Source organism: Paucibacter aquatile, assembly GCF_002885975.1.
Taxonomy (GTDB): domain Bacteria; phylum Pseudomonadota; class Gammaproteobacteria; order Burkholderiales; family Burkholderiaceae_C; genus Paucibacter_A; species Paucibacter_A aquatilis.
In genome coordinates, this window is sequence record NZ_POSP01000003.1 from 2,332,536 (window position 1) to 2,352,219 (window position 19,684).

Here is a 19,684-nt window from a genome sequence, read left to right on the forward strand (position 1 = left end):
GGCGGCACAATCCAGCCATGTCCGCCCCCTTTCTCCAGCCGCTGCAATTGCAGGGCGAAGCGCTGCAGATCGAAGCCCAGTGGCTGGGCATCGAGCGCGAGGGGCGGCCCTTGACCGTCTTCCTGCACGAGGGGCTGGGTTCGCTGTCGCACTGGCGCGATTTCCCGCAGCAACTGTGTGAGGCCCTGGACTGCCGCGGCCTGGTCTACTCGCGTCCCGGCTATGGCCAGAGCAGCCCACGCCGCGAACTCTGGCCTCAAGACTATCTGCAGCGTCAGGCGCGTGACCAGCTACCCGCCTGCTTCGACGCACTGGGCGTGCCACGCGATGAGCGCCTCTTTCTCTTTGGACACAGCGACGGGGCCAGTCTGGCCCTGTTGTTCGCCGCGGCCTTTCCCGAGCGAGTACGTGGCGTGGTGGCAATGGCCCCGCATCTGTTCATCGAGCCCTGCACGATCGCCGGATTGCGCCAGGCTCGCCAAGCCTACGAGCAGGAGCCGGCCCTGCGCACCGCCCTGGCCCGCCACCACGCCGACACCGATTCGGCGTTCTATGGCTGGAACTCCGCATGGCTGCACCCCGGCTCCGAGCGCTGGAACATCGAGGATGAGCTGCGCGGGCGCCTGGCCTGCCCGGTGCTGGCCTTGCAGGGTGAAAACGACGAATACGGCAGCCTGGCCCAGATCAAAGCGATCGCGCGCCTGCACGCCGACACCAAACTTTGTGTCTTGCCCGGCTGTGGCCATGCACCCCAGCGCGAGCAAACCGAGGCGGTGATTGAGCACACAAACGCGCTGTTCCAGCGCTGCCTTGCATGAGCACTCTCGCGCGACGTGCACTGTTCAGCCTTTTGGGCAGCGCTGTGCTCGCCCCGCCCAGCCTGGCGCAGGAAGACGGCCCCCTGGTGGTGCGCCACGCCCTGAGCCAGGGCCAAAACGCCAAGGTCTTGAGTTACGAGCAAGTCGTGCTGCAGCTGTTGCTCGACAAGACGGTACCCAGTCATGGCCCCTACCGGCTGGAAGCCAGCGAGGTGGTGTCGCAGAACCGCGCCTTTCTGCAGATCCAGAGCGGCGAGATCGATCTGATCAGCGCCATGACCTCGGCAGCGCGGGAACGACAAAGCCTGCCGGTGCGCGTCTGCCTGTACCGCGGCCTGATGGGCGTGCGCCTACCGATCGCCTTGCACAGCCGAGTGGCCGAGTTGGAGGCCATCAGCAGCACCGCGCAAGCGCAGGCGCTGCGCACCGGTCAGGTGGCCGACTGGCCGGACACGCAGATCCTGGCTGCAGCGGGCTGGCGGCTGGAGCGGCTGCCACGGCTTGCCACCTTCGTGGAGATGCTGCGCCGCCGGCGCGTGGATCTCTTCGCCTTGGGCGCGACCGAGGTCTATCCCATCGTCGACGCTCAGCCTGATTTGCGCGTGTTGGAGCGCTGGTTGATTGCCTACCCCGCAGCCTTCTACTTCTTCGTCAGCCCCCAAAAGCCAGCCCTGGCCGAGCGGCTTCGCAAGGGCTGGGACTTGGTGCTCGCGGACGGTAGCTTTTTGGCCCTGTTTGAGCGCACGGTGGGCACCCAGCTCACACGGGCTCGCCTGGCCGAACGACTCTGGCTGCGTGTGCCCAATCCAGATCTTCCGAACGAAACGCCCTTGCTGGACACCCGACTCTGGCACCCCTTGGTACGCAGCCGGCTTCATCAGGCCGAAGGCCGCTGACGCGCCACCCTCACTCACCCGTTCTGAACCCCGAAAAAAGGTCCCTCACATGATTCTCGAAGTCGCCGATATCCGCATCCAACCCGGCCAGCAGGCCGCCTTTGAAGCCGCCATCCAGCACGGGATCGCCAGCGTGATCAGCCAGGCCCAGGGCTTCATCAAGGCCCAAGTTCAACGCGGCATTGAATCGCCAGAACGCTATCTGCTGCAGATCCAATGGGCGACGCTGGAGGATCACACCGTCCATTTCCGCGGCGGCCCGCTGTTTCCTGCATGGCGCGCCATCGTCGGCCCCTTCTTCGCCGAGCCACCCAAGGTCGAGCATTTCACTGCCATCTGAGTTGCGGCTGCAGCCGAGCTGGACCCGGCTGCAGCGGGGAATATTCACCGTATGACCCGGCGAGCGCCCCACATCAAAAAAGCCGCAGACCCCGAAAAGGGGCAGCGGCTTTTTCTGGACATCACCACGCGTGCCCGATGGCACGCATGGCTCAGTCGGCAAGATTACTTCTTGGCCTTCTTGGCGGCGGGCTTGGCAGCAGCCTTGGCCGGAGCGGCAGCGGTCTTGGCAGCCTTGCGAGCAGCAGCCTTGGGATCCACAGCGGCCTTGAAGCCAGCGCCCGGGGTGAACTTGGGCAGCTTGGCAGCAGCGATCTTGATCTTGTCGCCGGTGCTGGGGTTCACGCCGGTGCGGGCTGCGCGGGCGTGCTGCTTGAAGGAACCGAAGCCGGGGATGGACACAGCGCCACCCTTCTTGACGGTGGAAACCACGGCGTCCAGCAGGGTTTCCAGGATGCGGCCGGCTTCGGCCTTGGTCAGTTCGTGCTTGCTGGCCAGGTGTTCGATCAGTTCGGTTTTGTTCATTCCAGAATCTCGTCTCAGGTGATAGCCCGACCATCTCGGGCGCCGCTATTTTCTACGAATCCGCGACAAGCCCCATCACTACTTGCAAAAAGCTGGTGCGCAGGGTTCAATCAAAGCGCCAATCGCACGCGCAGGCCCTGTTTTTTCGCCATCGCAAGCAGTCCTCGGGCAGGCAAACTCCGCTGATCTTCGGCGTTTGCGCCTCAAGGTTTGGGTTGTGGCCAGGCAGGCTCTCTTGGTTTTCCGCCGCCCGTTTTCATGCCGTCAGAACAAGCGACGAACCGCCCCACGCTCGCCGAGAGCACGCCCAGCCCGGCCTCGCCGCCTTCGGCCATGGCCCACGGCCTCGACAGCAGCAGCCTGCTCGCAGCTCTGCCGCAACAGCTGTGGGTGCTCGATGCCCATCTGCAGCCGGTACTGGCTTCGCCCCTGCTGCAGGAGTTTCTCGGCCTCAATCTTCGCGAGCTCCAGACCCTGGGCTGGCGCCACATCATCCATCCGCTCGACCGGCTGGAATTCGATCTGCGCTGGCAGCAGGCCCTGCTCAGCGGGCATTTCGAGATGGACTACCGCCTGCGCGCCGCCGATGGCCGCTACCGCTGGCACCTGGCCTTGGGTCAGGTCTTGCCCAGCCAGGGCGAAGGGCCACGTCGCGTACTGGGCACCCACACCGACATCAGCGAACGCAAGGAATCCGAAGCCCGCTTGCGCGAAGCCGACGAGCTCTGGAAGCTCGCCTTGGAAAGCGTGGGCGACGGCGTCTGGGACTGGTATGTGCAGGACGAGGTCGAAATTTACTCGCCCCGCATCCTGCAGATGTACGGCTTCTCGGAGACCGAGATCAAGCCCAGCCCGGCCGAGCTTGATGCGCGCACCCATCCGGAAGACCGACAGCAGATGGAGCTGGACCGCGCCGCTCATTTTGCGGGTCATGTGCCGATCTACAGCAATGAGCACCGCGTGCTGTGCAAGGACGGCAGCTGGAAATGGATCCACAGCCGCGGCATGGTGATCAGCCGCGATGCCCAGGGCCGGCCTCTGCGCATGGTCGGCACCCACACCGACATCACCCAGCGCAAGCAGACCGAAGCCCTGATCTGGCACCAGGCTCATTTCGACGCACTCACCGGCCTGCCCAACCGCCGCACCCTGCGCGACCGCTTGGAACAGTTGCTCAGCAGCGCAAAAAGCGAGGGCGGTCGTCTGGCTCTGCTCTTCATCGACCTGGATCACTTCAAGGAAGTCAATGACACGCTCGGCCACGACATGGGCGACGCCCTGCTGCTGCAGGCAGCCGAACGCATCCGCGCCTGCGTGCGGCCGCAGGAGACGGTGGCCCGCATGGGCGGCGACGAGTTCACGGTCGTGCTGTCCGGCCTGAACAGCGCCGAAGAAGCCGAGCAGGTGGCGCAGAAGATCATCCAGTCCATGGCCAGCGCCTTCCACTTGCAGGACGAGCGGGTGTTTGTCTCGGCCAGCATCGGCATCAGCCTCTTCCCCGATGACGGGCAGCTGATCGAAGAACTGTTCAAGCACGCCGACCAGGCGCTCTATGTGGCCAAGGGCGCCGGGCGCAACCGCCTCGGTCATTTCACGCCCGATCTGCAGCAAGCCGCCCTCTTGCGCATGCGCTTGGGCAATGAGCTGCGCGAGGCCCTGCCCAAGGCCCAGCTGAGCCTGGAGTACCAGGCCATCGTGGCCATGCGCACGCGCGAGATCTGCAAGGCCGAGGCCTTGCTGCGCTGGACCCATCCGAGTCGCGGCCGCATCGGCCCCGATGTCTTCATCCCTCTGGCCGAAAGCAGCGGCTTGATCATCGAGATTGGCGAATGGGTGTTTCAACAGGCCGCGCGCCAGGTGCACGACTGGCGCCAGCGCTACCTGCCGACGCTGCAGATCAGCATCAACAAAAGCCCCATCCAGTTTCGCAACAACCAGGGGCCCGATTCCCACGCGCATTGGGTCGACACCGTGCACGAACTCGGCCTGCAAGAGCAGGCCCTGGCGATAGAAATCACCGAAGGCCTGCTGCTGGAAGGCGACAGCGAGGTCACGCGTCAGCTCGAAACCCTGCGGCGCGGCGGCTTCCTGGTCTCGCTCGACGACTTTGGCACCGGCTTCTCCTCGCTGTCCTACCTGCACAAATACGCCATCGACCTACTCAAGATCGACCAGCGCTTCGTGCGCAACCTCCGCCCCGGCACCAAAGACCTGGCACTGTGCAAAGCCATCATCACCATGGCCCATGAGCTGGGCTTGCAGGTGGTGGCCGAGGGCGTGGAGACGCAGGAACAGTACGAACTGCTGCGCAGCGCCGGTTGCGACTACGGCCAGGGCTACCTCTTCGCCCGCCCGCTGCCGGTCGAGGCCTTCGAGCAGCTGCTGGCCAAAGGCAAGGCCTGACCCCACGCTCTCTGGAACCACGGCTTTCGACATCGGAATGACAAAAGGGTCAACACTTGCGTGTTGACCCATTTTCAATTTGGTGCCCAGGAGAGGACTCGAACCTCCACGGAGTTACCCGCTAGTACCTGAAACTAGTGCGTCTACCAATTCCGCCACCTGGGCTTGTTTTTCTTCTCTGCCGAAGCAGCGAAGACCGCTACTGTAGCATGGTTTGTTTTGCGCGCAAGCGTTTTCTCAAAAAACTTTTCAGCATGCCTCATCCAGCACACGGTTCAGCGCCGCATGAACCCGCTGGGCGTCGGCCGCTTCGCTGCGCCAATTGCTGAAGGCCGCGCGCACGGCCCAGCGGCCTTGGTAGTGGGTCGGTGTGAGGAAAGCCTCGCCGCTATCGCGCAAGCGCTCCAGCAAGCTTTGCACACCGGCCGCGTCGTCGTGAGCTTGAATGGCAAAGCAGACGATGTTCAGCCGCACCGGCGACAAGAGCTCGAAGCGCGGTGCGTCGCCCTGCAGCAAGCGGCCCAGCAGGCGGGCTCCGTCGATATTGCGACGCACGATTTCGGCGTGGCCCTCGCGCCCATACGCCTGCACGCTGAACCAGGCCGGCAGCGCGCGCCAGCGGCGGGAGTTCTCGGGCGTGAGGTGCACAAAATCGGGCCGCTCGCCGATGGGTCCGAGGTAGGCCGCGGCGTTCTGGAACACACGCAGCTGCAGATCGCGGTGGCGGGTGAACTGCAGCGCACTGTCATAGGGCACGTTCAACCATTTGTGGCAATCGATGCACACCGAATCGGCCCCATCCAGGCCCGCCACCTGGGCCGCCACGCGTTCGTCCAGCGCCGCAAATGCACCGAAGGCGGCGTCGACATGCAACCAGAAGCGGTGGCGCTGACGCAAGGCCACCAAGGCAGTCAGATCGTCGAAGTCCCCGCTGTTGACCGTGCCCGCATTGGCCACCACGATCAGCGCCTCATCGGGGCTGGCGCGCAGGCGCTGCTCCAGCGCCGTCACGTCGAGGGCGTCACGCCCGGCCAGGGTCGGCAGCAGTTCCACCGCCTCGCGGCCCAGGCCCAGCATGGACGCGGCCTTGTGGATGCTGGAATGCGGCGCGCCGCTGAGGATGCGCACGGGGCCCAGGCGGGCCAGGCCGGCCTCGCTGACGCGCAGGCCGCGCTGCTCACCCACCCACTCGCGGCCCAGGGCCAGGCCCACGAAATTGGACAGGGTGGCGCCCGAGACAAACACGCCCTGCTGCGCCTCGCTGAGCCCAAACCAGGCGGCCAGCGTGCGCACCGTGGCGCGCTCCAGCTCGGGCGCTTCCGAGTCCCAGCCGGCCGTGGGGTTCTGGTCCAGGCTGGCGGTCAGCCAGTCACCCATCAGGCTGGCCGGTGTGGCGCCGCCGGTGACAAAACCCAGGTAACGCGGGCCGGCGCTGCCGGACAGATGCGGCAGCCAGTCCTGAGCAAAGCGCCGCAAGGACCCCGCAGCACCGACGGGCTGCTGCAGCGCATCCTGTATCAGTGCCGACCGCGGGCCACGCGGCGCGCGCGCCGCCGGGTGCGCGTCCAGCCCCTGCAAGAAGCTCAGCGCCAACTCACGCGTGGCCTGACTCAGGGCCGGCAGTTCGTTCAAATCCTGGTGCAGCAAAGGATGCATGGCGGAAAGGCTCCAAGGCAGTGGGCAGAGCGGCCATGCTAGAGTCGATTGGACTGAAGCAAGCAATCCAATTTCCGCGCCATGGACTTGTGCCGCAACCCCGCCCTGCTGGGCGACTGGCGGGCCAGCCAAGCGCAGCTCTACGCCGCGCTGGCCACCGCCCTGCAAGGCCTGCTGCTGCGCGGCGAGCTGCTGCCGGGCGACCGCCTGCCGCCCGAGCGGGCCTTGGCCGCTGCGCTGGGCCTGAGCCGCTCCACCGTGGTGGCGGCTTACGGGCGCCTGGCCGAGGGTGGCTGGGTGCAGGCCCGCCAGGGCCAGGGCACGACCGTCAGCGCCGGCCCACCCGGACATGTGGCGCGCCGGCACCGCGCCCAGCCGCTGGGCAACCCGGCCCTGCAGGCCTCGCCACGCGGCCGAACTGAGGGCAGCGCAAGGGCCGACTGGATCGACTTCTCCCTGGCCACCGCCCTGCCCGATCTGGCATGGCTCAGCCCCAGCGAGGCCAGCCGCCAGCTGGCCTTGCGCGAGAGCGCCTACCAGCCCGAAGGCATGTGGCCGCTGCGCGAACGCATCGCCGCGCGCTACACCCGCCAGGGCCTGGCCACCGCGGCCGATCAAATCATCGTCTGCGCCGGTGCGCAGCAGGCGCTGAGTTTGCTGAGCCAGCTCTACCTCTCGCCGGGCGACCGGGTGCTGCTGGAATGCCCCAACTACTTCGGCGCCATCGATGTGTTTCGCAGCAGCGGTGCGCGCCTGCATGCGGTGCCGCTGCAGGCACGCTGCGCCCATGCCGGGGATTTCATCGCCGCGGCGGCCAGCGCACCCAAGCTGATCTACCTCTGCCCGCAGCTGCACAACCCCAGCGGCCAGTCCTGGCCCGCCTCGCGCAGCCAGGAATTGCTGCGCACCGTGCAGCGCGCGGGCGGCAGCCTGCTGGTGATCGACGACTCGCTGGCCGAGCTGCATTTCAGCGCCGAAGCACGGCCGCTGAAGCCAGCACCCGATGCCGCCGTGGTGCACATCGGCAGCCTGTCCAAAACCCTGTGGGCCGGCCTGCGCATCGGTTGGTTGCGGGCGCCTCGGGCCTTGATCGAGCCGCTGCGACATGCCAAGGCCTGTGCCGACATTGCCAGCTCCAGCCTCAGCGCCGCGATTGCCTGCGATCTCTTCGACCGCATGGATCGGCTACTGCAGCCGCGCCGCGCCAGCCTGCAACACCAGGCCCAGCACTTGCAGGCGGCGCTGCACAGCCATCTGCGCAGCTGGACCGTCAAGGCGCCCGAAGGCGGGCTCTTTCTCTGGGCGCAGCTGCCGGCGCACGGGCCGCGTGCCGACGCGCTGTGCGAGGCCGCGCGACGGGCGCAGCTGCGCCTCACGCCCGGCACGGCCATGAGCGTGTCAGCCGAGCGGGGCCAAGACCGGGTGCGCCTGGCCTTCACCCTGCCGGAGGCGCAGGCGCTGGCCGGCGTGCAACGCCTGGCGGCGCTGGGCTTGTACTGAGCGGAGGCTGCGAGAAATGCGCGCCGGGCTCAGGCCGCGGCGGTCATCTTGAAGATGCCGGTGGCATTGCCAGCGTCGAACTTCAGGTCGAGATCGTCGGCCACGCGTTCGCGCTGGATGAACTCGTAGAACGAGCCCGGCACCACGGCGCTGACCAGGCGGCCGCCGTCGAGGAACTGACGTTGCACCTCAGCGGCACGGAAGGCCGTCTGGCGCACCCGGCCCGAGGCCGAGGTCTCGATGGCCGGCTTGATCGGGCGGCCCAGAGCACGCTGGGTGTCGGCCAGCTGCTCGATATCGGCCACACGGTCGGTGGCGTGGTTGAAGGCATTGCCCTCGGTCGAGATCCAGGCCATTTCGGCCGACTCGGCCAGCAGGGTCTGATAGTCCGCCCAATCGAACACCGGATGCTGGCGCTCGAAGCAGCTCAGCAGGCGCGGCAACAGGGCCAGCGCGGTGGGCCAAGGCAGGACACGATCGCGGGCCAGCTGCTCCAGCGCGGCCACCTCGGCCGGGCCCAGGGGATCGCGGCTGACGCCGATCACGCGGCTCACGGCCGATTGGAAGGCGGGCGAGAACTGCTCCGGGTGCAGCTCGGACACAAAAAACTGGGCGATGTCCTCGGTATGGTCCTGGTGGCGCCAGGCGCGGCCGGTCATCTTCAGGCGCGGCAGCGGATAGGGCTCGGCAAAGGCAAAGCCCAGCGGGCGCAGCACGCGGGTGATGGCCGCCTCGCCCGCTGGCAGGGCGCCGCTGGGCCAGGCCACGGTGCGCAGGGCACCATGGTCAAAGACGATGGGCTGGCCGGCGCGCTGCTGATCGGCCACATAGGCCGCAGCCGAAGGCACGCGCGCCACCACATCGCGGAACAGCGCCATGTTCAAGGCCTGGGCCAGCTCGGCCCGGTGCACGGTGGCCCCCACTGGTTTCAGCAGGGCCGGAGCGACCTTCAGCTGCGCAAAGGTTTCAAGGGCCGCGGCCTCACCCAGGGTGGCGGACAGCAGGCGGAACAAGCCGGTATCAAGCATGGTGATGCGGGAAGACTTCGGGGACAGATTCAAAAAATAGAGGGGCCAAGCACAGCCCGCCGCAACGCCCATCCCCTCCCAGGGATGGCGCTGCTGGCGCGCGGTTCAAGCCCGGTCAGGCCTGGGCCGATCAGATGTCGAACTTCACGCCTTGTGCCAGCGGCAGCGAGCGCGAGTAATTGACCGTGTTGGTCGTGCGGCGCATATAAGCCTTCCAGGCGTCGGAGCCCGATTCGCGGCCGCCGCCGGTTTCCTTCTCGCCACCGAAGGCACCACCGATCTCGGCGCCCGAGGTGCCGATATTGACGTTGGCAATGCCGCAGTCCGAACCGCTGGCCGAGACAAAGGTTTCGGCTTCGCGGATGTCGTTGGTGAAGATGGCCGAGGACAGGCCTTGCGGCACCTCGTTCTGCAGCGCAATCGCTTCGTCCAGGGTCTTGTACTTCAGCGTGTACAGGATGGGAGCGAAGGTCTCGTGCTTGACGATATCCGTCTGCGCCGGCATGCGCACCAGGGCGGGCGTGGCGTACCAGGCGTTCGGGTACTGGCTGGCCAGGGCGCGCTCGCCACCGGAGACCTCACCACCTTGCTCGCGCGCAGCGGCCAGAGCCGTCTGCATGGCCTCGAAGCTGGCGCCGTCGATCAGCGGGCCGATCAGGGTGCCGGCCTCGACCGGGCTGCCGATCTTGAGCTGGGCGCGGGCGCGGTCCAGGCGAGCGACCAGCTCGTCATGGATGCTCTCGTGAATGATGACGCGGCGGGTGGTGGTGCAGCGCTGGCCGGCCGTGCCGTAGGCGCCGAACAAGATGCCGCGCACGGCCAGCTCCAGGTCGGCGCTGGGCGTGACGATGATGGCGTTGTTGCCGCCCAGCTCGAGCAGGCAACGGCCGAAGCGCGCCGCCACGCGCGGGCCGACCGCGCGGCCCATGCGGGTGGAGCCGGTGGCCGAGACCAAGGCGACCTGGGGGTGGTCCACCATGGCTTCGCCGACGGCCGCGCCGCCGTTCAGCAGCTGGGACAGATGTGCCGGCGCCGTGCCGCCGGCCGCGTTGTAGCGGGCCAGGGCGCGCTCGAACAAGGCCTGGGTGGCGATGGCGGTCAGCGGGGTCTTCTCCGACGGCTTCCAGATGCAGCTGTCACCGCAGACCAGGGCCAGGGCCGAATTCCAGGCCCAGACGGCCACCGGGAAGTTGAAGGCCGAGATGATGCCGACCACTCCCAGGGGCAGGTACTGCTCCATCATGCGGTGGCCGGGGCGCTCGCTGGCAATGGTCAGGCCATGCAGCTGACGGCTCAGGCCGACGGCGAAGTCGCAGATGTCGATCATCTCCTGCACCTCGCCCTCGCCTTCGCTGCTGACCTTGCCGGCCTCCAGCGAGACCAGGCGGGCCAGATCGGCCTTGTGCGCGCGCAGCTCTTCGCCGAACAGGCGCACCAGCTCGCCGCGCTTGGGCGCAGGCACATTGCGCCAGTCCAGGAAGGCGGCATGGGCGCGCGCCACGGCGGCGCGCATGTCTTCAGCGCTGGCCTCATGGACGGCGCCGAGCGCGGCCCCGTCGATGGGCGAGCGCACGTTCAGCGTGCCGCCAGTGAAAGCCGAGGAAGAAACGCCGAGGGCGCTCAGGAGTTCAGTGATGTGCGTAGTCATTGCGAGATTCTCCGCTCAACCGATGCTTTCCACCTGGCGCGACTGCTGGTAAGCCTTGCCGAACTCATTGGCCAGGAACTCAGGCAGCGAGACTTCCTCTTGCGAGACAAAGCCCGATTGCGGCAGCTTGCCCTGACGGAACAGATCGACGGCGGCGCACATGCCGGCGGCGGTGGTGATCTGGATGGCCGAGAGCGGGCGGGCGCCGTCGCGCTCGGCGAAGATCTTGCGGGCGAACACTTCCTGCACCAGGCGACCGTTCTTCATGCCCGAGACGGTCACGAAGACCAGCACCACGTCCTGCATGGTGGCTGGCATGCTCTTGCGCATGATGTCCTTGAGCAGCTCCTGGTCGTTCTTCAGAGCCAGATCGCCGAGCAGGAATTGCATCAGGTCGCGGTGGCCGGGGTAGCGCACGGTCTTGTAGTCGAGGTTCTTGACCTTGCCGGCCAGGGTTTCGCACAAGGTGCCCAGGCCGCCCGAGGTGTTGAAGGCCTCGTACTCGGTGCCGTCCAGCGAGAAATGCTCCAGGCCTTCCAGCGGCAGGGCGTCGATCTTCTCGCCGTCGTGGATGCATTCGCAGGGGTGGCAGTACTCGTTGATCAGGCCGTCGACCGACCAGGTCAGGTTGTACTTCAGCGCATTGGTCGGGAAGGCCGGCAGGGCGCCGACGCGCATCTTCACATCGTTGAGGCTGTCAAAACTCTTGGCCAGATGGGCAGCGACGATGCCGATGAAACCTGGGGCCAGGCCGCACTGCGGCATGAAGGCGGTGCGGGCGCCTTCGGCGATGCGCATGATTTCCTTGGTGGCGGCCACGTCTTCGGTCAGGTCGAAATAGTGGCAGCCGGCTTCCAGGGCCATGTGGGCGGCGGGAATGGCCAGTTGGTAAGGCAAGGCATTGACGATGGCATTGAAGCCCTTGACGGTGGCGGCAGCGCCGGCGCCGATTTCGGCGATCACCTGGGTCTTGATGCCCTCGCCGGCCAGCACGGACAAGGCGGCGGCGTTCTTGTCGAAGACGGTCACGTCGTAATGGCCCGAGCCATGCAGCAGGCGGGCAATGGTTTCACCGATATGGCCTGCGCCCAGCAATGCGATCTTCATTTGATGCTCCTCAATATGCGTTGATGGCTGGCAGTCTAGGCAGGAGCGCTGACGAAAAAAAGCACGATTTCGTCGGAATCAGCGCAGAAAATGACGATTCGTCAGCCCCGATCGTCAATTCGATTCAAACCAGGGTTTTTCATGAGTCCAGCCATCCCTCCCCCGCAGCCGCCCCGCAGCGCCGCCCAAGCCCGCGATCAGACCGACCGCGAGCTGATCGCCCTCTTGCAGGCCAATGCCCGCGAGAGCACCGCCAATCTCGCACGCAAGCTGGGTGTGGCGCGCACCACCGTGGTGGCGCGCCTGGCCCGGCTGGAGGCCGATGGCGTGCTGGTCGGCTACACCGCCAAGCTCGGCTCGGACGCGGCCGATCGCGGCGTGCAGGCCTTTGTCGGCATCACTGTGCAGCCCAAGGCCGGGCGCGAGGTGGTGAAGCGACTCTCGGGCCTGCCCGAGCTGCGCCAGCTGGCCTCGGTCAGCGGCGAGTTCGATTACATGGCCTTGCTGCGCGCCGAATCGACCATGCGCCTGGACGCCTTGCTCGACGAAATCGGCGAGATTGACGGCGTCATCAAGACCACCAGCTCGGTGGTGCTGGCCTTGCGCGTGGACCGCAGTGCCTGAGCGCAGACGCAGGCCAACAAGCCCGGCGGCACAAGCGCACAGCTGTCAGAGTCGACGCTAGCCAAGCGGCGCCGGGACGCGCTACGCTGCACGCCTGAGAGCAATGGGGGGTCTGTGTCGAATCACCAGTTTGGGTCTGCGCCCCAGTTCAATATCGCGCTGGCCAGCGGCGCCCCGGGGGGCCCGCTGAAGGCGCTGATCATCGATGAGGGGGAGCTGTCGCGCTCGGTGATTACCACCATGCTGCGCGATATGGGCGTGCAGCAGGTGCATGCGGTGCGCCGCCCCGAGCAGGCGCGCCGTCAGATCAAGGAAGCCGGCCACGCCTACGACATCATCATCACCGAGTTCCACTTCCGCCGCCAAAGCAACCACGACATGAGCGGCCAGGACCTGCTGGACGAGCTGCGCCAGGCGCGCGGCCTGCCCATGCAGACCATCTTCATCATGGTGACGGATGAAGCGCGCTACCAGCATGTGGCCGATGCGGTCGAAGGCGCGCTCGATGACTACCTGCTCAAGCCCTTCACCGCCCGCCAGTTTGAGGAGCGGCTGCAGATCATCCTCGACCGCAAGCATGCCCTGCGCGAGGTCTTTGCCGCCATCGAGGCCAATGACTACGCCGGCGCCGCCGAGCTGTGCGAGGCCATGTTTCACAGCAGCCAGAGCTACAAGGTCTATGCCGCCCGCATCGGCTCCGAGCTCTATCTGCGCCTGGGCCAGCTCGACGCCGCACGGCGCATGTTCGAGGCCCTGCTGGAGTACAAGGCCGTGCCCTGGGCGCGGCTGGGCCTGGCCAAGATCGACCTCGGCAATGCCGACACCGCCACCGCCTGCCGCAGCCTGGAGACCCTGTTGGCCGACAACCCCAGCTATGTCGATGCCTACGATGTCTACGGCCGCGCCCTGCTGGAAAGCATGGATTTCGCCGGTGCCGTCGAGATGTTCAGCAAGGCGGTGCAGATCACACCGGGCAATGTGGCGCGGCTGCAGAAGCTGGGTTCGTTGCAGCTCTTTCTGGGCTTCAGCGAGAACGCGCTCAAGCACCTGACCGCGGCGCTCAATATCGGCTCGCAGTCGCGCTCGCTCGATTACCAGGGCCTGGTCGCCCTGGGCCTGGCCAGCCTGGACGAGGAAGAGCGCGAAGGCTGCGAGCGGGCCTCGCGTTTTCTGCAAGAGGCCTTGCAGAGATTCCCGGACAGCTTCCGCGTGCACCACCTCTCGCTCTGCGCCGATGCGGTGCTGGCCCTGTCCGAGCGCCGCGCCGACCTGGCACAAGCCTTGATGCGCCAGCTCGCGGAACAGCTGGACCATCCCGAGTTCAGCTACGAGATGGCCTGCAATCTGATCATGCTGATGGTGCGCAGCGCCGGCCGCCAGGCCATGCCCGAGGCGCGCGCCTGGACCGAGCGCGCGACCCAGCGCTTCGCCGTCTCACGCCCACGCACCCGCATGCTGGAGATGGCCGCGGCCGCCGTGCCGCCGATCGAAGCCATCGTGCGCAATGCCGCGGCCGGCATCAACGAGGCGGCGCGCGAGGCCATGTCCCATCTGGTCAGCAAGCAGCATGAGCAAACACTGCAGGCCTTGCTGGCCCTGGCACAGCGCAGCCTGAACGCGCGCATCATCAATCTCGCCCATGCCACGCTCAGCCACCATGGCCAGCATCTGTCCGAACACGCGGTGCAGCAACTGCGCGGCGTGATCGACGATCTGCACAGCCGCTACACCGACGGCGGCCGGCGCTTCGTCGAGCGCGAACGTCAGGTCTGAATGGGACGCGGGGACCCGTCCTCAAGCGGCAAGGCCCAACGCTCCAGCGCCTGCTCCAGCGCTTGCAAGGCGATCGGCTTGCTCAGGTGAGCATCGCAGCCGGCGGCCAGGCACTGCTCGACATCGCGGGCAAAGGCGTTGGCCGTCAGGGCCAGGATGGCCAGGCGCGGGCGCGCCGTCTCGGCCTCGATGGCGCGCCAGCGCCGGGTCACCTCCAGGCCATCGAGCACCGGCATCTGCACATCCATCAGCACCAGGTCGTAGGCGCCACGCTGCAGGCAGGCCAGGGCCTGCTCACCATCGCCCGCCACCTCGATCGCGTGGCCCAGCGGCGCCAGCATGGCCTCGATCACCAGCACATTGACCTCGTTGTCCTCGCACAGCAGCAAGCGCAAGGGCCGCAAGCGGCGCGGCGCCAGCGGGGCCGAGGCCGCAGGCGCCGGCGGCAGCTCACCCGGTGCCGGCGCCGGCTGGGCGGGCAGCGGCAGGTTCAACTCGAAACGGCTGCCCTGCCCTGGCACGCTGCTCAAGCTGAGCCGGCCGCCCATCATCTGCACCAGGCTGCGCGAGATGGCCAGGCCCAGGCCCGTGCCACCATATTCACGCGAGATGCTGGCATCGGCCTGGGTGTAGGGCTGGAAGATGCGCTCCTGCATGGCCGGGGGGATGCCGATGCCACTGTCCTGCACGGCCAAGCTCCAACGCCCGGGCTCCAGCCGCCGCACCTCCAGGCGCACATCCCCCTGGCGCGTGAACTTGATGGCATTGCTGAGCAAATTGGCCAGCACCTGGGCCAGGCGCTGGGCATCGCCCCAGACCCAGGCCTCGATCTCGTCCGCGCAGCAAAGTTCCAGGCTCAAGCCCCGCTCGCGGGCCCGGCCCTGCTGCAAGTCGATCTGCTGGCGCAGCAGCTCGCCGAGATGGAAGGCGTGCGGCGCCAGGCTGAGCTTGCCGGCCTCGATCTTGGCGTTGTCCAGCAGATCGTTGATCAGGGCGAAGAGCTGCTGACCGGCACCCTGGAAGACCTGCACATAACGGCGCTGCTCAGCGTTCAGCTCGGTGCGAGCCAGGATCTCGGCCATACCCAGCACCGCATTCATGGGCGTGCGGATCTCGTGGCTGACGTGGGCGAGGAACTGGGTCTTGGCCTGGTTGGCCGCCTCGGCCACCTCGCGCGCATGGCGCAGCTCGCGGTGGCGCAGGCTTTGCCAGCGCTGCTCGGCCAGGCCGGCCAGCATCAGCGCCAAGGCCAAGGTCGCGAGCGGGCCCAGCAGCGAGGGCAGCAAGAGCTGGCTTTGCACCAACCAGACCGCCAAACCCAAGAGCAGGGTCAGGCTGAGCGCCGTACTGCCCAGCAGCAGGCCCCAGCGCTGCTGGGCCTGCATGGCCCGCGAGCGCGCATGCAGCACGCCAGGCACAGCCGCGAGCAGCAGCAAAACCGCCGCCCAGGCCCAGCCCGCCGACGCCAGCACCTGGCCGCGCGCCAGCAGGGCCGCGGCCGTGGCCACAAAGGCCGAGCCGGACAAGCGCCCCTGGGGCGTGCTCACGGCATCGGCAAAGTAGGCGCTGCTGCCGACGAAGACGGTACGACCGCGCAGGCTCTCGCGCAGGCCCGGGTCCTCTCGCTGGCCCAGTGCGGCGCGCATCAGCCGACCCCAGCTCAGCTCGGGCAAGCCCTCCAACCGGCTGGGCAGCTTGAGCTGCACGCGGCCCTGGGCATCAAGCGGCCAGGTCTGCAGCGACTGCAGACGCTCGGGCTGCTCCTGCAGCAAGACCGCCAGCGGCAGCGCCGGCAAGACCTGCCCCTGGTAGCGGTGCCACAGCGGCTGACGTCGCAGCAAGCCGTCACTGTCCAGCGGCGAGGACACCAGGCCCACCCGGCCCAGCGCCGCCGTTGCCTCGCGCAGCAGCGGCATGGCCGGCAGCATCAAGGCATTCCAGCTCAGGCTGGGAGTCCCGGGCGGCGCGGCGGACCAGGCCAGGCCTTTGAGCAGGGTCAGCTCCTCGCGCGGCAGGGCCGAAGGCGGGGCGTCCAGTTGCAAGCCTGCCGCCGCCAGCACCGAGGGCGGCCCTTGTTGCAGCGCGCGTGCCAGCTCGGCATCGCCCTCGCGCTCTCCCGACAGCACCAGGTCGATCACCACCCGGCGCGCTCCGGCCTGCTGCAGATAGTCCAGCAGCAAGGCGTAGACGGAGCGCGGATAGGGCCAGTCGCCCAGCGCGGGCTGCATCTCGCGCAGGGCATCGTCGTCGATGTCCAGCAGCGCCAGCTCGTCCACGCGCAAGGGTTGGGCGGTCAGGCGCAGCAGGCTGTCTTCCAGCGCCAGATCCAGGGGCCGCAAAGGCCCCTGCCCCTGAGCGAACAAGACGACACACAGAGCCAGCGGCAGGGCCAGGCAGGAGGGTCCCCAACGCCACCAGGCGCGGGCTCGCGCTTCAGCCATCGATCACAGCCCCAGCAGCAGCAAGGGCAGCAGCCAAAGCCAGCGCGGGTAGGGCACCTCGATCTCCTGCACCTGCCCGTAGGGGCCGGGATGGCCCAGCTCGTCCAGGCCGCGCACACGCAGGAAATAGCGACCGGGGCCCGGGCGCGCCAGGCTCAGGCCCGGGGTCTCGCTGCTGAAGTTCTGCAGGCCCTGGCTGAAGTCCACGTCCTGCGCCCATTGCAGCTCATAACGCGTCACACCGGCGGAGGCACGCCAGCGCAGGTTCAGCTGCTCGCCGGCAACCTCGGCTTCGGCCGGCTCCGGGCTGGGCGGCAGCGGCCGCAGCTCGAAGGCCTGGCCGTCGCCGAAGGGGCCGCGCGACTCACCCTGCAGCGAGGCCAGGCGCCAGTGATAGCGGCCGTGGGGCAGGCGGGCGCTGTGGCTGATGTCGGCGATGCCGGTCTGGTCCAGCTGCAGCTCGCGGAACTCGGCGTCGCGCGCGACCTGCAGGCGGTAGGCTTGGGCTGCGTTGTTGCGCGTCCAGCGGAACTCGAGCTGGTCACCGTAGAGCCGGGCATCGGCCATCGGCGCCTGGCTGAACGGCGGCTCGGGCCGGGCCTGGATCTGCAGCAGGCGCTCACTGGCCTGGCCCTCCAGGCCAAGCGCATCGATGGCGCGCAGGCGCAGGCGGTAGCGCCCGTCGGGGGGCAGTTCCTCCCAGCTCAGCTCGGGCTCGCTGCCGCGGTGATCGAGCAGCAGGCGGCTGAAGTCACCCTCGGCAAACAGCTGCGCCCGGTAAGCACGCGCGCCTGGGCGCGCCGGCCAGCGCAGGCGCAGTGGCAGGCGCTCCACCACGGGCAGCTCGGCCGGCAGGGCCGGCGCGCTCAGCAAGGGCGCGGCCTGCGGTTTGCTCCGACCCTCGGCCACCATGCCCATGCCGGCGGGCACCGCCAGCGAGGCATGGCCACTGCTGTCGGCCGCGACCCGGCCTTCCAGCACCTCCATGCGCGCCGATTCGGCCTGCAGATGCACACGGAACTCGGTGCCGCGCACCCCCAGGTTCACATGCGGGGTGCGGATCTCGTAGTGCGGCACGCGGCCGCCCGTGGGCGTGACCTGGCTGTCGGCCCCGCCCTCGTGCAGACGCAGCTGCACCGAGGGAATGGCGCTGCGGCCGTAGACCAGCAGCTGCTCCAGGCTGAGATCGCTGAGCGGCGGGATCAGCAGGCGCGAACCATCGACAAAACGCAAGGTCGCCGAGGACTGGGCCGCGCTGCGCAGCCGGTCACCGCTGCGCAATTCCTGCCCGGCCGCCAGGCGCTGCTCGGCCTGGCCGCTGCGCTGCAGCGTGACCTGCCCCTGCACGAACACCGTCTGGGCCACGCTGGCTTCGCGGCTGAGCCAGGCCAGGGGCATGCGCAAGACGCCACCCGGCGGCAAGCGCAGAGGATCGGCCACCCGGTTGAGGCGCTGCAGATCGCGCCAATGGCGGCCGGGCAGGAGGTAGCGCTCGGTCAGGCCGATCAAGGTGTCGCCTGGCTGAATGCGGTAGTGCCAGTCGCTGTCAGCCTCCACGGGCGCCGATATCGGCTGGGCCGAGCCACGCGCCAGCACGGGCGCGGCGGCCGGGGCCAAGAGGCCAAACGCCAAGGCCGCGGCAAGCTGGCGGAGGCGGCCACTGCATTGGATGGTGTGTTGCATGCGCCTTCTCCCTGGCCCAGGCGGCCATCAGCGTCCTTGTTGGCGGCATGGTAGCCAAAAACCATGCACGCCCTGGACAGGAAAGGCCCGGGGGCAGAGAGGCGCCGCCGCGCGGCGGGCGTGTCAAGCTGGGACGGGGCGGGACAGGGAGATGCCCCATGTCATGCCCAGAACGCAAAAAGCCCGTCACAAACCAGGACGGGCTTTGAAGGGCGAGGCCTTGATGGTGCCCATGACGCGGATCGAACGCGTGACCTCTCCCTTACCAAGGGAGTGCTCTACCACTGAGCCACATGGGCAGTTGGATCGGCTCCAGCTGCGTCCGACCCAAGCCGGGCCGGAAAAACAAAAGCCCACCGAGGCGATGGGCTTGTGTCTGGTATTTGGTGGCCTGGGGCGGAATCGAACCACCGACACGCGGATTTTCAATCCGCTGCTCTACCAACTGAGCTACCAGGCCGCTGTCTTGACGACGGCGTCTTCGCTGGCTTGCTGCGCTTCGAAAAGCTCTTCAAATCAGCGAAGACCACGACTATAGCACTAAATTCCAGCTCCGCGCTTATTTCTGCTGAGGTCCACCCCTAATTGTTTCAATTTTCTGTAGAGGTGGGTGCGCTCGAGGCCGGTTTTCTCGGCCACACGGGTCATGGAGCCGTTCTCCTTGGCCAGGTGGAACTCAAAGTAGCTCTTCTCGAAGGCATCGCGCGCCTCGCGCAGCGGGCGGTCGAGCTCGAAGCTTTGTTCCGAGGCCAGGCCTGCTGACGGCAGGCTGCTTTGGGGCATGACGTTGTGGCTGCTCGGCGCCACGTACTGCGGCGTCAGCTCATTGCTGCGGCTGTAGCTGCTGGGCAGGCCCACGGCCGGTGCGGGGCGCGGCGCGGCCTTGACCAGGGACTGCTCGACGGCGCGCAGCAGCTTCTGCAGCGTGATCGGTTTTTCCAGGAAGGCGATGGCGCCGAACTTGGTCGCCTCGACCGCGGTGTCGATGGTGCCGTGGCCACTCATCATGATGACCGGCATGGTCAGCAAGCCGGCGCCGCCCCATTCCTTGAGCAAGGTGATGCCGTCGACGTCGGGCATCCAGATGTCCAGCAGCACCAGGTCCGGACGCATGCGCTCGCGCACGGCGCGCGCTTGCGCAGCGTTTTCCGCCAATTCGATCGTGTGACCCTCGTCGCTGAGGATTTCAGAGAGCAGAGCGCGTATGCCCAGCTCGTCGTCGACTACAAGAATTGTTGCCATG

15 protein-coding genes and 3 tRNA genes are annotated in these 19,684 nt (G+C 67.5%); 7 read left to right on the top strand and 11 right to left on the bottom strand.

What is annotated here, in order from left to right; all coding sequences use genetic code 11:
• The first annotated feature begins 17 nt into the window (after window positions 1-17).
• From C1O66_RS13250 to C1O66_RS13260, 3 genes are read left to right on the top strand one after another with little or no spacing between them, the layout of a single operon-like run.
• Complete coding sequence (locus C1O66_RS13250; RefSeq protein ID WP_102768315.1) at window positions 18-818, top strand: alpha/beta fold hydrolase; 801 nt, start codon at window positions 18-20, stop codon at window positions 816-818.
• On the top strand, window positions 815-1,714 hold the full coding sequence (locus C1O66_RS13255; protein WP_102768316.1) for a type 2 periplasmic-binding domain-containing protein: 900 nt from the start codon (window positions 815-817) through the stop codon (window positions 1,712-1,714). The genes C1O66_RS13250 and C1O66_RS13255 overlap by 4 nt, the downstream gene beginning before the upstream one ends.
• A 49-nt stretch (window positions 1,715-1,763) precedes the next feature.
• Window positions 1,764-2,054, top strand: coding sequence for an antibiotic biosynthesis monooxygenase family protein (locus C1O66_RS13260; protein ID WP_102768317.1), 291 nt, complete (start codon window positions 1,764-1,766; stop codon window positions 2,052-2,054).
• Window positions 2,055-2,218: 164 nt separating this feature from the next.
• Here the strand turns inward: C1O66_RS13260 and C1O66_RS13265 are convergent, their stop codons facing one another.
• Window positions 2,219-2,578 carry an HU family DNA-binding protein gene (locus tag C1O66_RS13265; RefSeq protein WP_102768318.1) on the bottom strand — a complete coding sequence of 120 codons (360 nt, stop codon included), beginning with the start codon at window positions 2,576-2,578 and terminating at the stop codon, window positions 2,219-2,221.
• 258 nt (window positions 2,579-2,836) lie between these two features.
• Here C1O66_RS13265 and C1O66_RS13270 point away from each other — a divergent pair, with 258 nt between their 5' ends.
• Window positions 2,837-4,981, top strand: a complete 2,145-nt coding sequence (locus C1O66_RS13270; RefSeq protein WP_102768319.1) for a putative bifunctional diguanylate cyclase/phosphodiesterase — start codon at window positions 2,837-2,839, stop codon at window positions 4,979-4,981.
• Between the two features lie 80 nt (window positions 4,982-5,061).
• Here C1O66_RS13270 and C1O66_RS13275 read toward each other — a convergent pair.
• Together C1O66_RS13275 and C1O66_RS13280 are read right to left on the bottom strand one after the other, a co-directional pair.
• A tRNA-Leu gene (locus C1O66_RS13275) sits at window positions 5,062-5,146 on the bottom strand.
• A gap of 84 nt (window positions 5,147-5,230) precedes the next feature.
• On the bottom strand, window positions 5,231-6,637 hold the full coding sequence (locus C1O66_RS13280; RefSeq protein ID WP_102768320.1) for a pyridoxal phosphate-dependent decarboxylase family protein: 1,407 nt from the start codon (window positions 6,635-6,637) through the stop codon (window positions 5,231-5,233).
• 81 nt (window positions 6,638-6,718) lie between these two features.
• Here C1O66_RS13280 and C1O66_RS13285 point away from each other — a divergent pair, with 81 nt between their 5' ends.
• Window positions 6,719-8,137: an aminotransferase-like domain-containing protein gene (locus C1O66_RS13285; RefSeq protein WP_102768321.1), complete on the top strand. Its 1,419-nt coding sequence runs from the start codon at window positions 6,719-6,721 to the stop codon at window positions 8,135-8,137.
• Window positions 8,138-8,166: 29 nt separating this feature from the next.
• Here C1O66_RS13285 and C1O66_RS13290 read toward each other — a convergent pair whose 3' ends face one another.
• The 3 genes from C1O66_RS13290 to C1O66_RS13300 form a co-directional block, all read right to left on the bottom strand.
• Window positions 8,167-9,165: a DUF1338 domain-containing protein gene (locus tag C1O66_RS13290; RefSeq protein WP_102769637.1), complete on the bottom strand. Its 999-nt coding sequence runs from the start codon at window positions 9,163-9,165 to the stop codon at window positions 8,167-8,169.
• A gap of 130 nt (window positions 9,166-9,295) precedes the next feature.
• Entirely contained in the window at window positions 9,296-10,813 is a 1,518-nt protein-coding gene (gene amaB / locus C1O66_RS13295; RefSeq protein ID WP_102768322.1) for an L-piperidine-6-carboxylate dehydrogenase, read from the bottom strand.
• A gap of 15 nt (window positions 10,814-10,828) precedes the next feature.
• The gene (locus tag C1O66_RS13300; RefSeq protein ID WP_102768323.1) at window positions 10,829-11,920 is read right to left on the bottom strand and encodes a saccharopine dehydrogenase family protein; all 1,092 of its coding nucleotides are present in this window, start codon (window positions 11,918-11,920) and stop codon (window positions 10,829-10,831) included.
• Between the two features lie 141 nt (window positions 11,921-12,061).
• Between C1O66_RS13300 and C1O66_RS13305 the strand changes: the two genes are divergently transcribed.
• Both C1O66_RS13305 and C1O66_RS13310 read left to right on the top strand, forming a co-directional pair.
• Window positions 12,062-12,544: an Lrp/AsnC family transcriptional regulator gene (locus tag C1O66_RS13305; protein ID WP_102768324.1), complete on the top strand. Its 483-nt coding sequence runs from the start codon at window positions 12,062-12,064 to the stop codon at window positions 12,542-12,544.
• Between the two features lie 114 nt (window positions 12,545-12,658).
• Window positions 12,659-14,317: a response regulator gene (locus tag C1O66_RS13310; RefSeq protein WP_102768325.1), complete on the top strand. Its 1,659-nt coding sequence runs from the start codon at window positions 12,659-12,661 to the stop codon at window positions 14,315-14,317.
• Here C1O66_RS13310 and C1O66_RS13315 read toward each other — a convergent pair.
• The 5 genes from C1O66_RS13315 to C1O66_RS13335 form a co-directional block, all read right to left on the bottom strand.
• Window positions 14,308-16,758 (bottom strand): hybrid sensor histidine kinase/response regulator, encoded by a 2,451-nt coding sequence (locus C1O66_RS13315; RefSeq protein ID WP_102768326.1) that lies wholly within the window; start codon window positions 16,756-16,758, stop codon window positions 14,308-14,310. The genes C1O66_RS13310 and C1O66_RS13315 overlap by 10 nt on opposite strands.
• Before the next feature lie 3 nt (window positions 16,759-16,761).
• Window positions 16,762-18,441: a FecR family protein gene (locus C1O66_RS13320; RefSeq protein WP_102768327.1), complete on the bottom strand. Its 1,680-nt coding sequence runs from the start codon at window positions 18,439-18,441 to the stop codon at window positions 16,762-16,764.
• Between the two features lie 224 nt (window positions 18,442-18,665).
• Window positions 18,666-18,740 (bottom strand) — tRNA-Thr (locus C1O66_RS13325).
• 85 nt (window positions 18,741-18,825) lie between these two features.
• Window positions 18,826-18,901, bottom strand: a tRNA-Phe gene (locus C1O66_RS13330).
• An 80-nt stretch (window positions 18,902-18,981) separates the two neighbouring features.
• Window positions 18,982-19,683: a response regulator gene (locus C1O66_RS13335; protein WP_102768328.1), complete on the bottom strand. Its 702-nt coding sequence runs from the start codon at window positions 19,681-19,683 to the stop codon at window positions 18,982-18,984.
• Window position 19,684 lies beyond the last annotated feature (1 nt).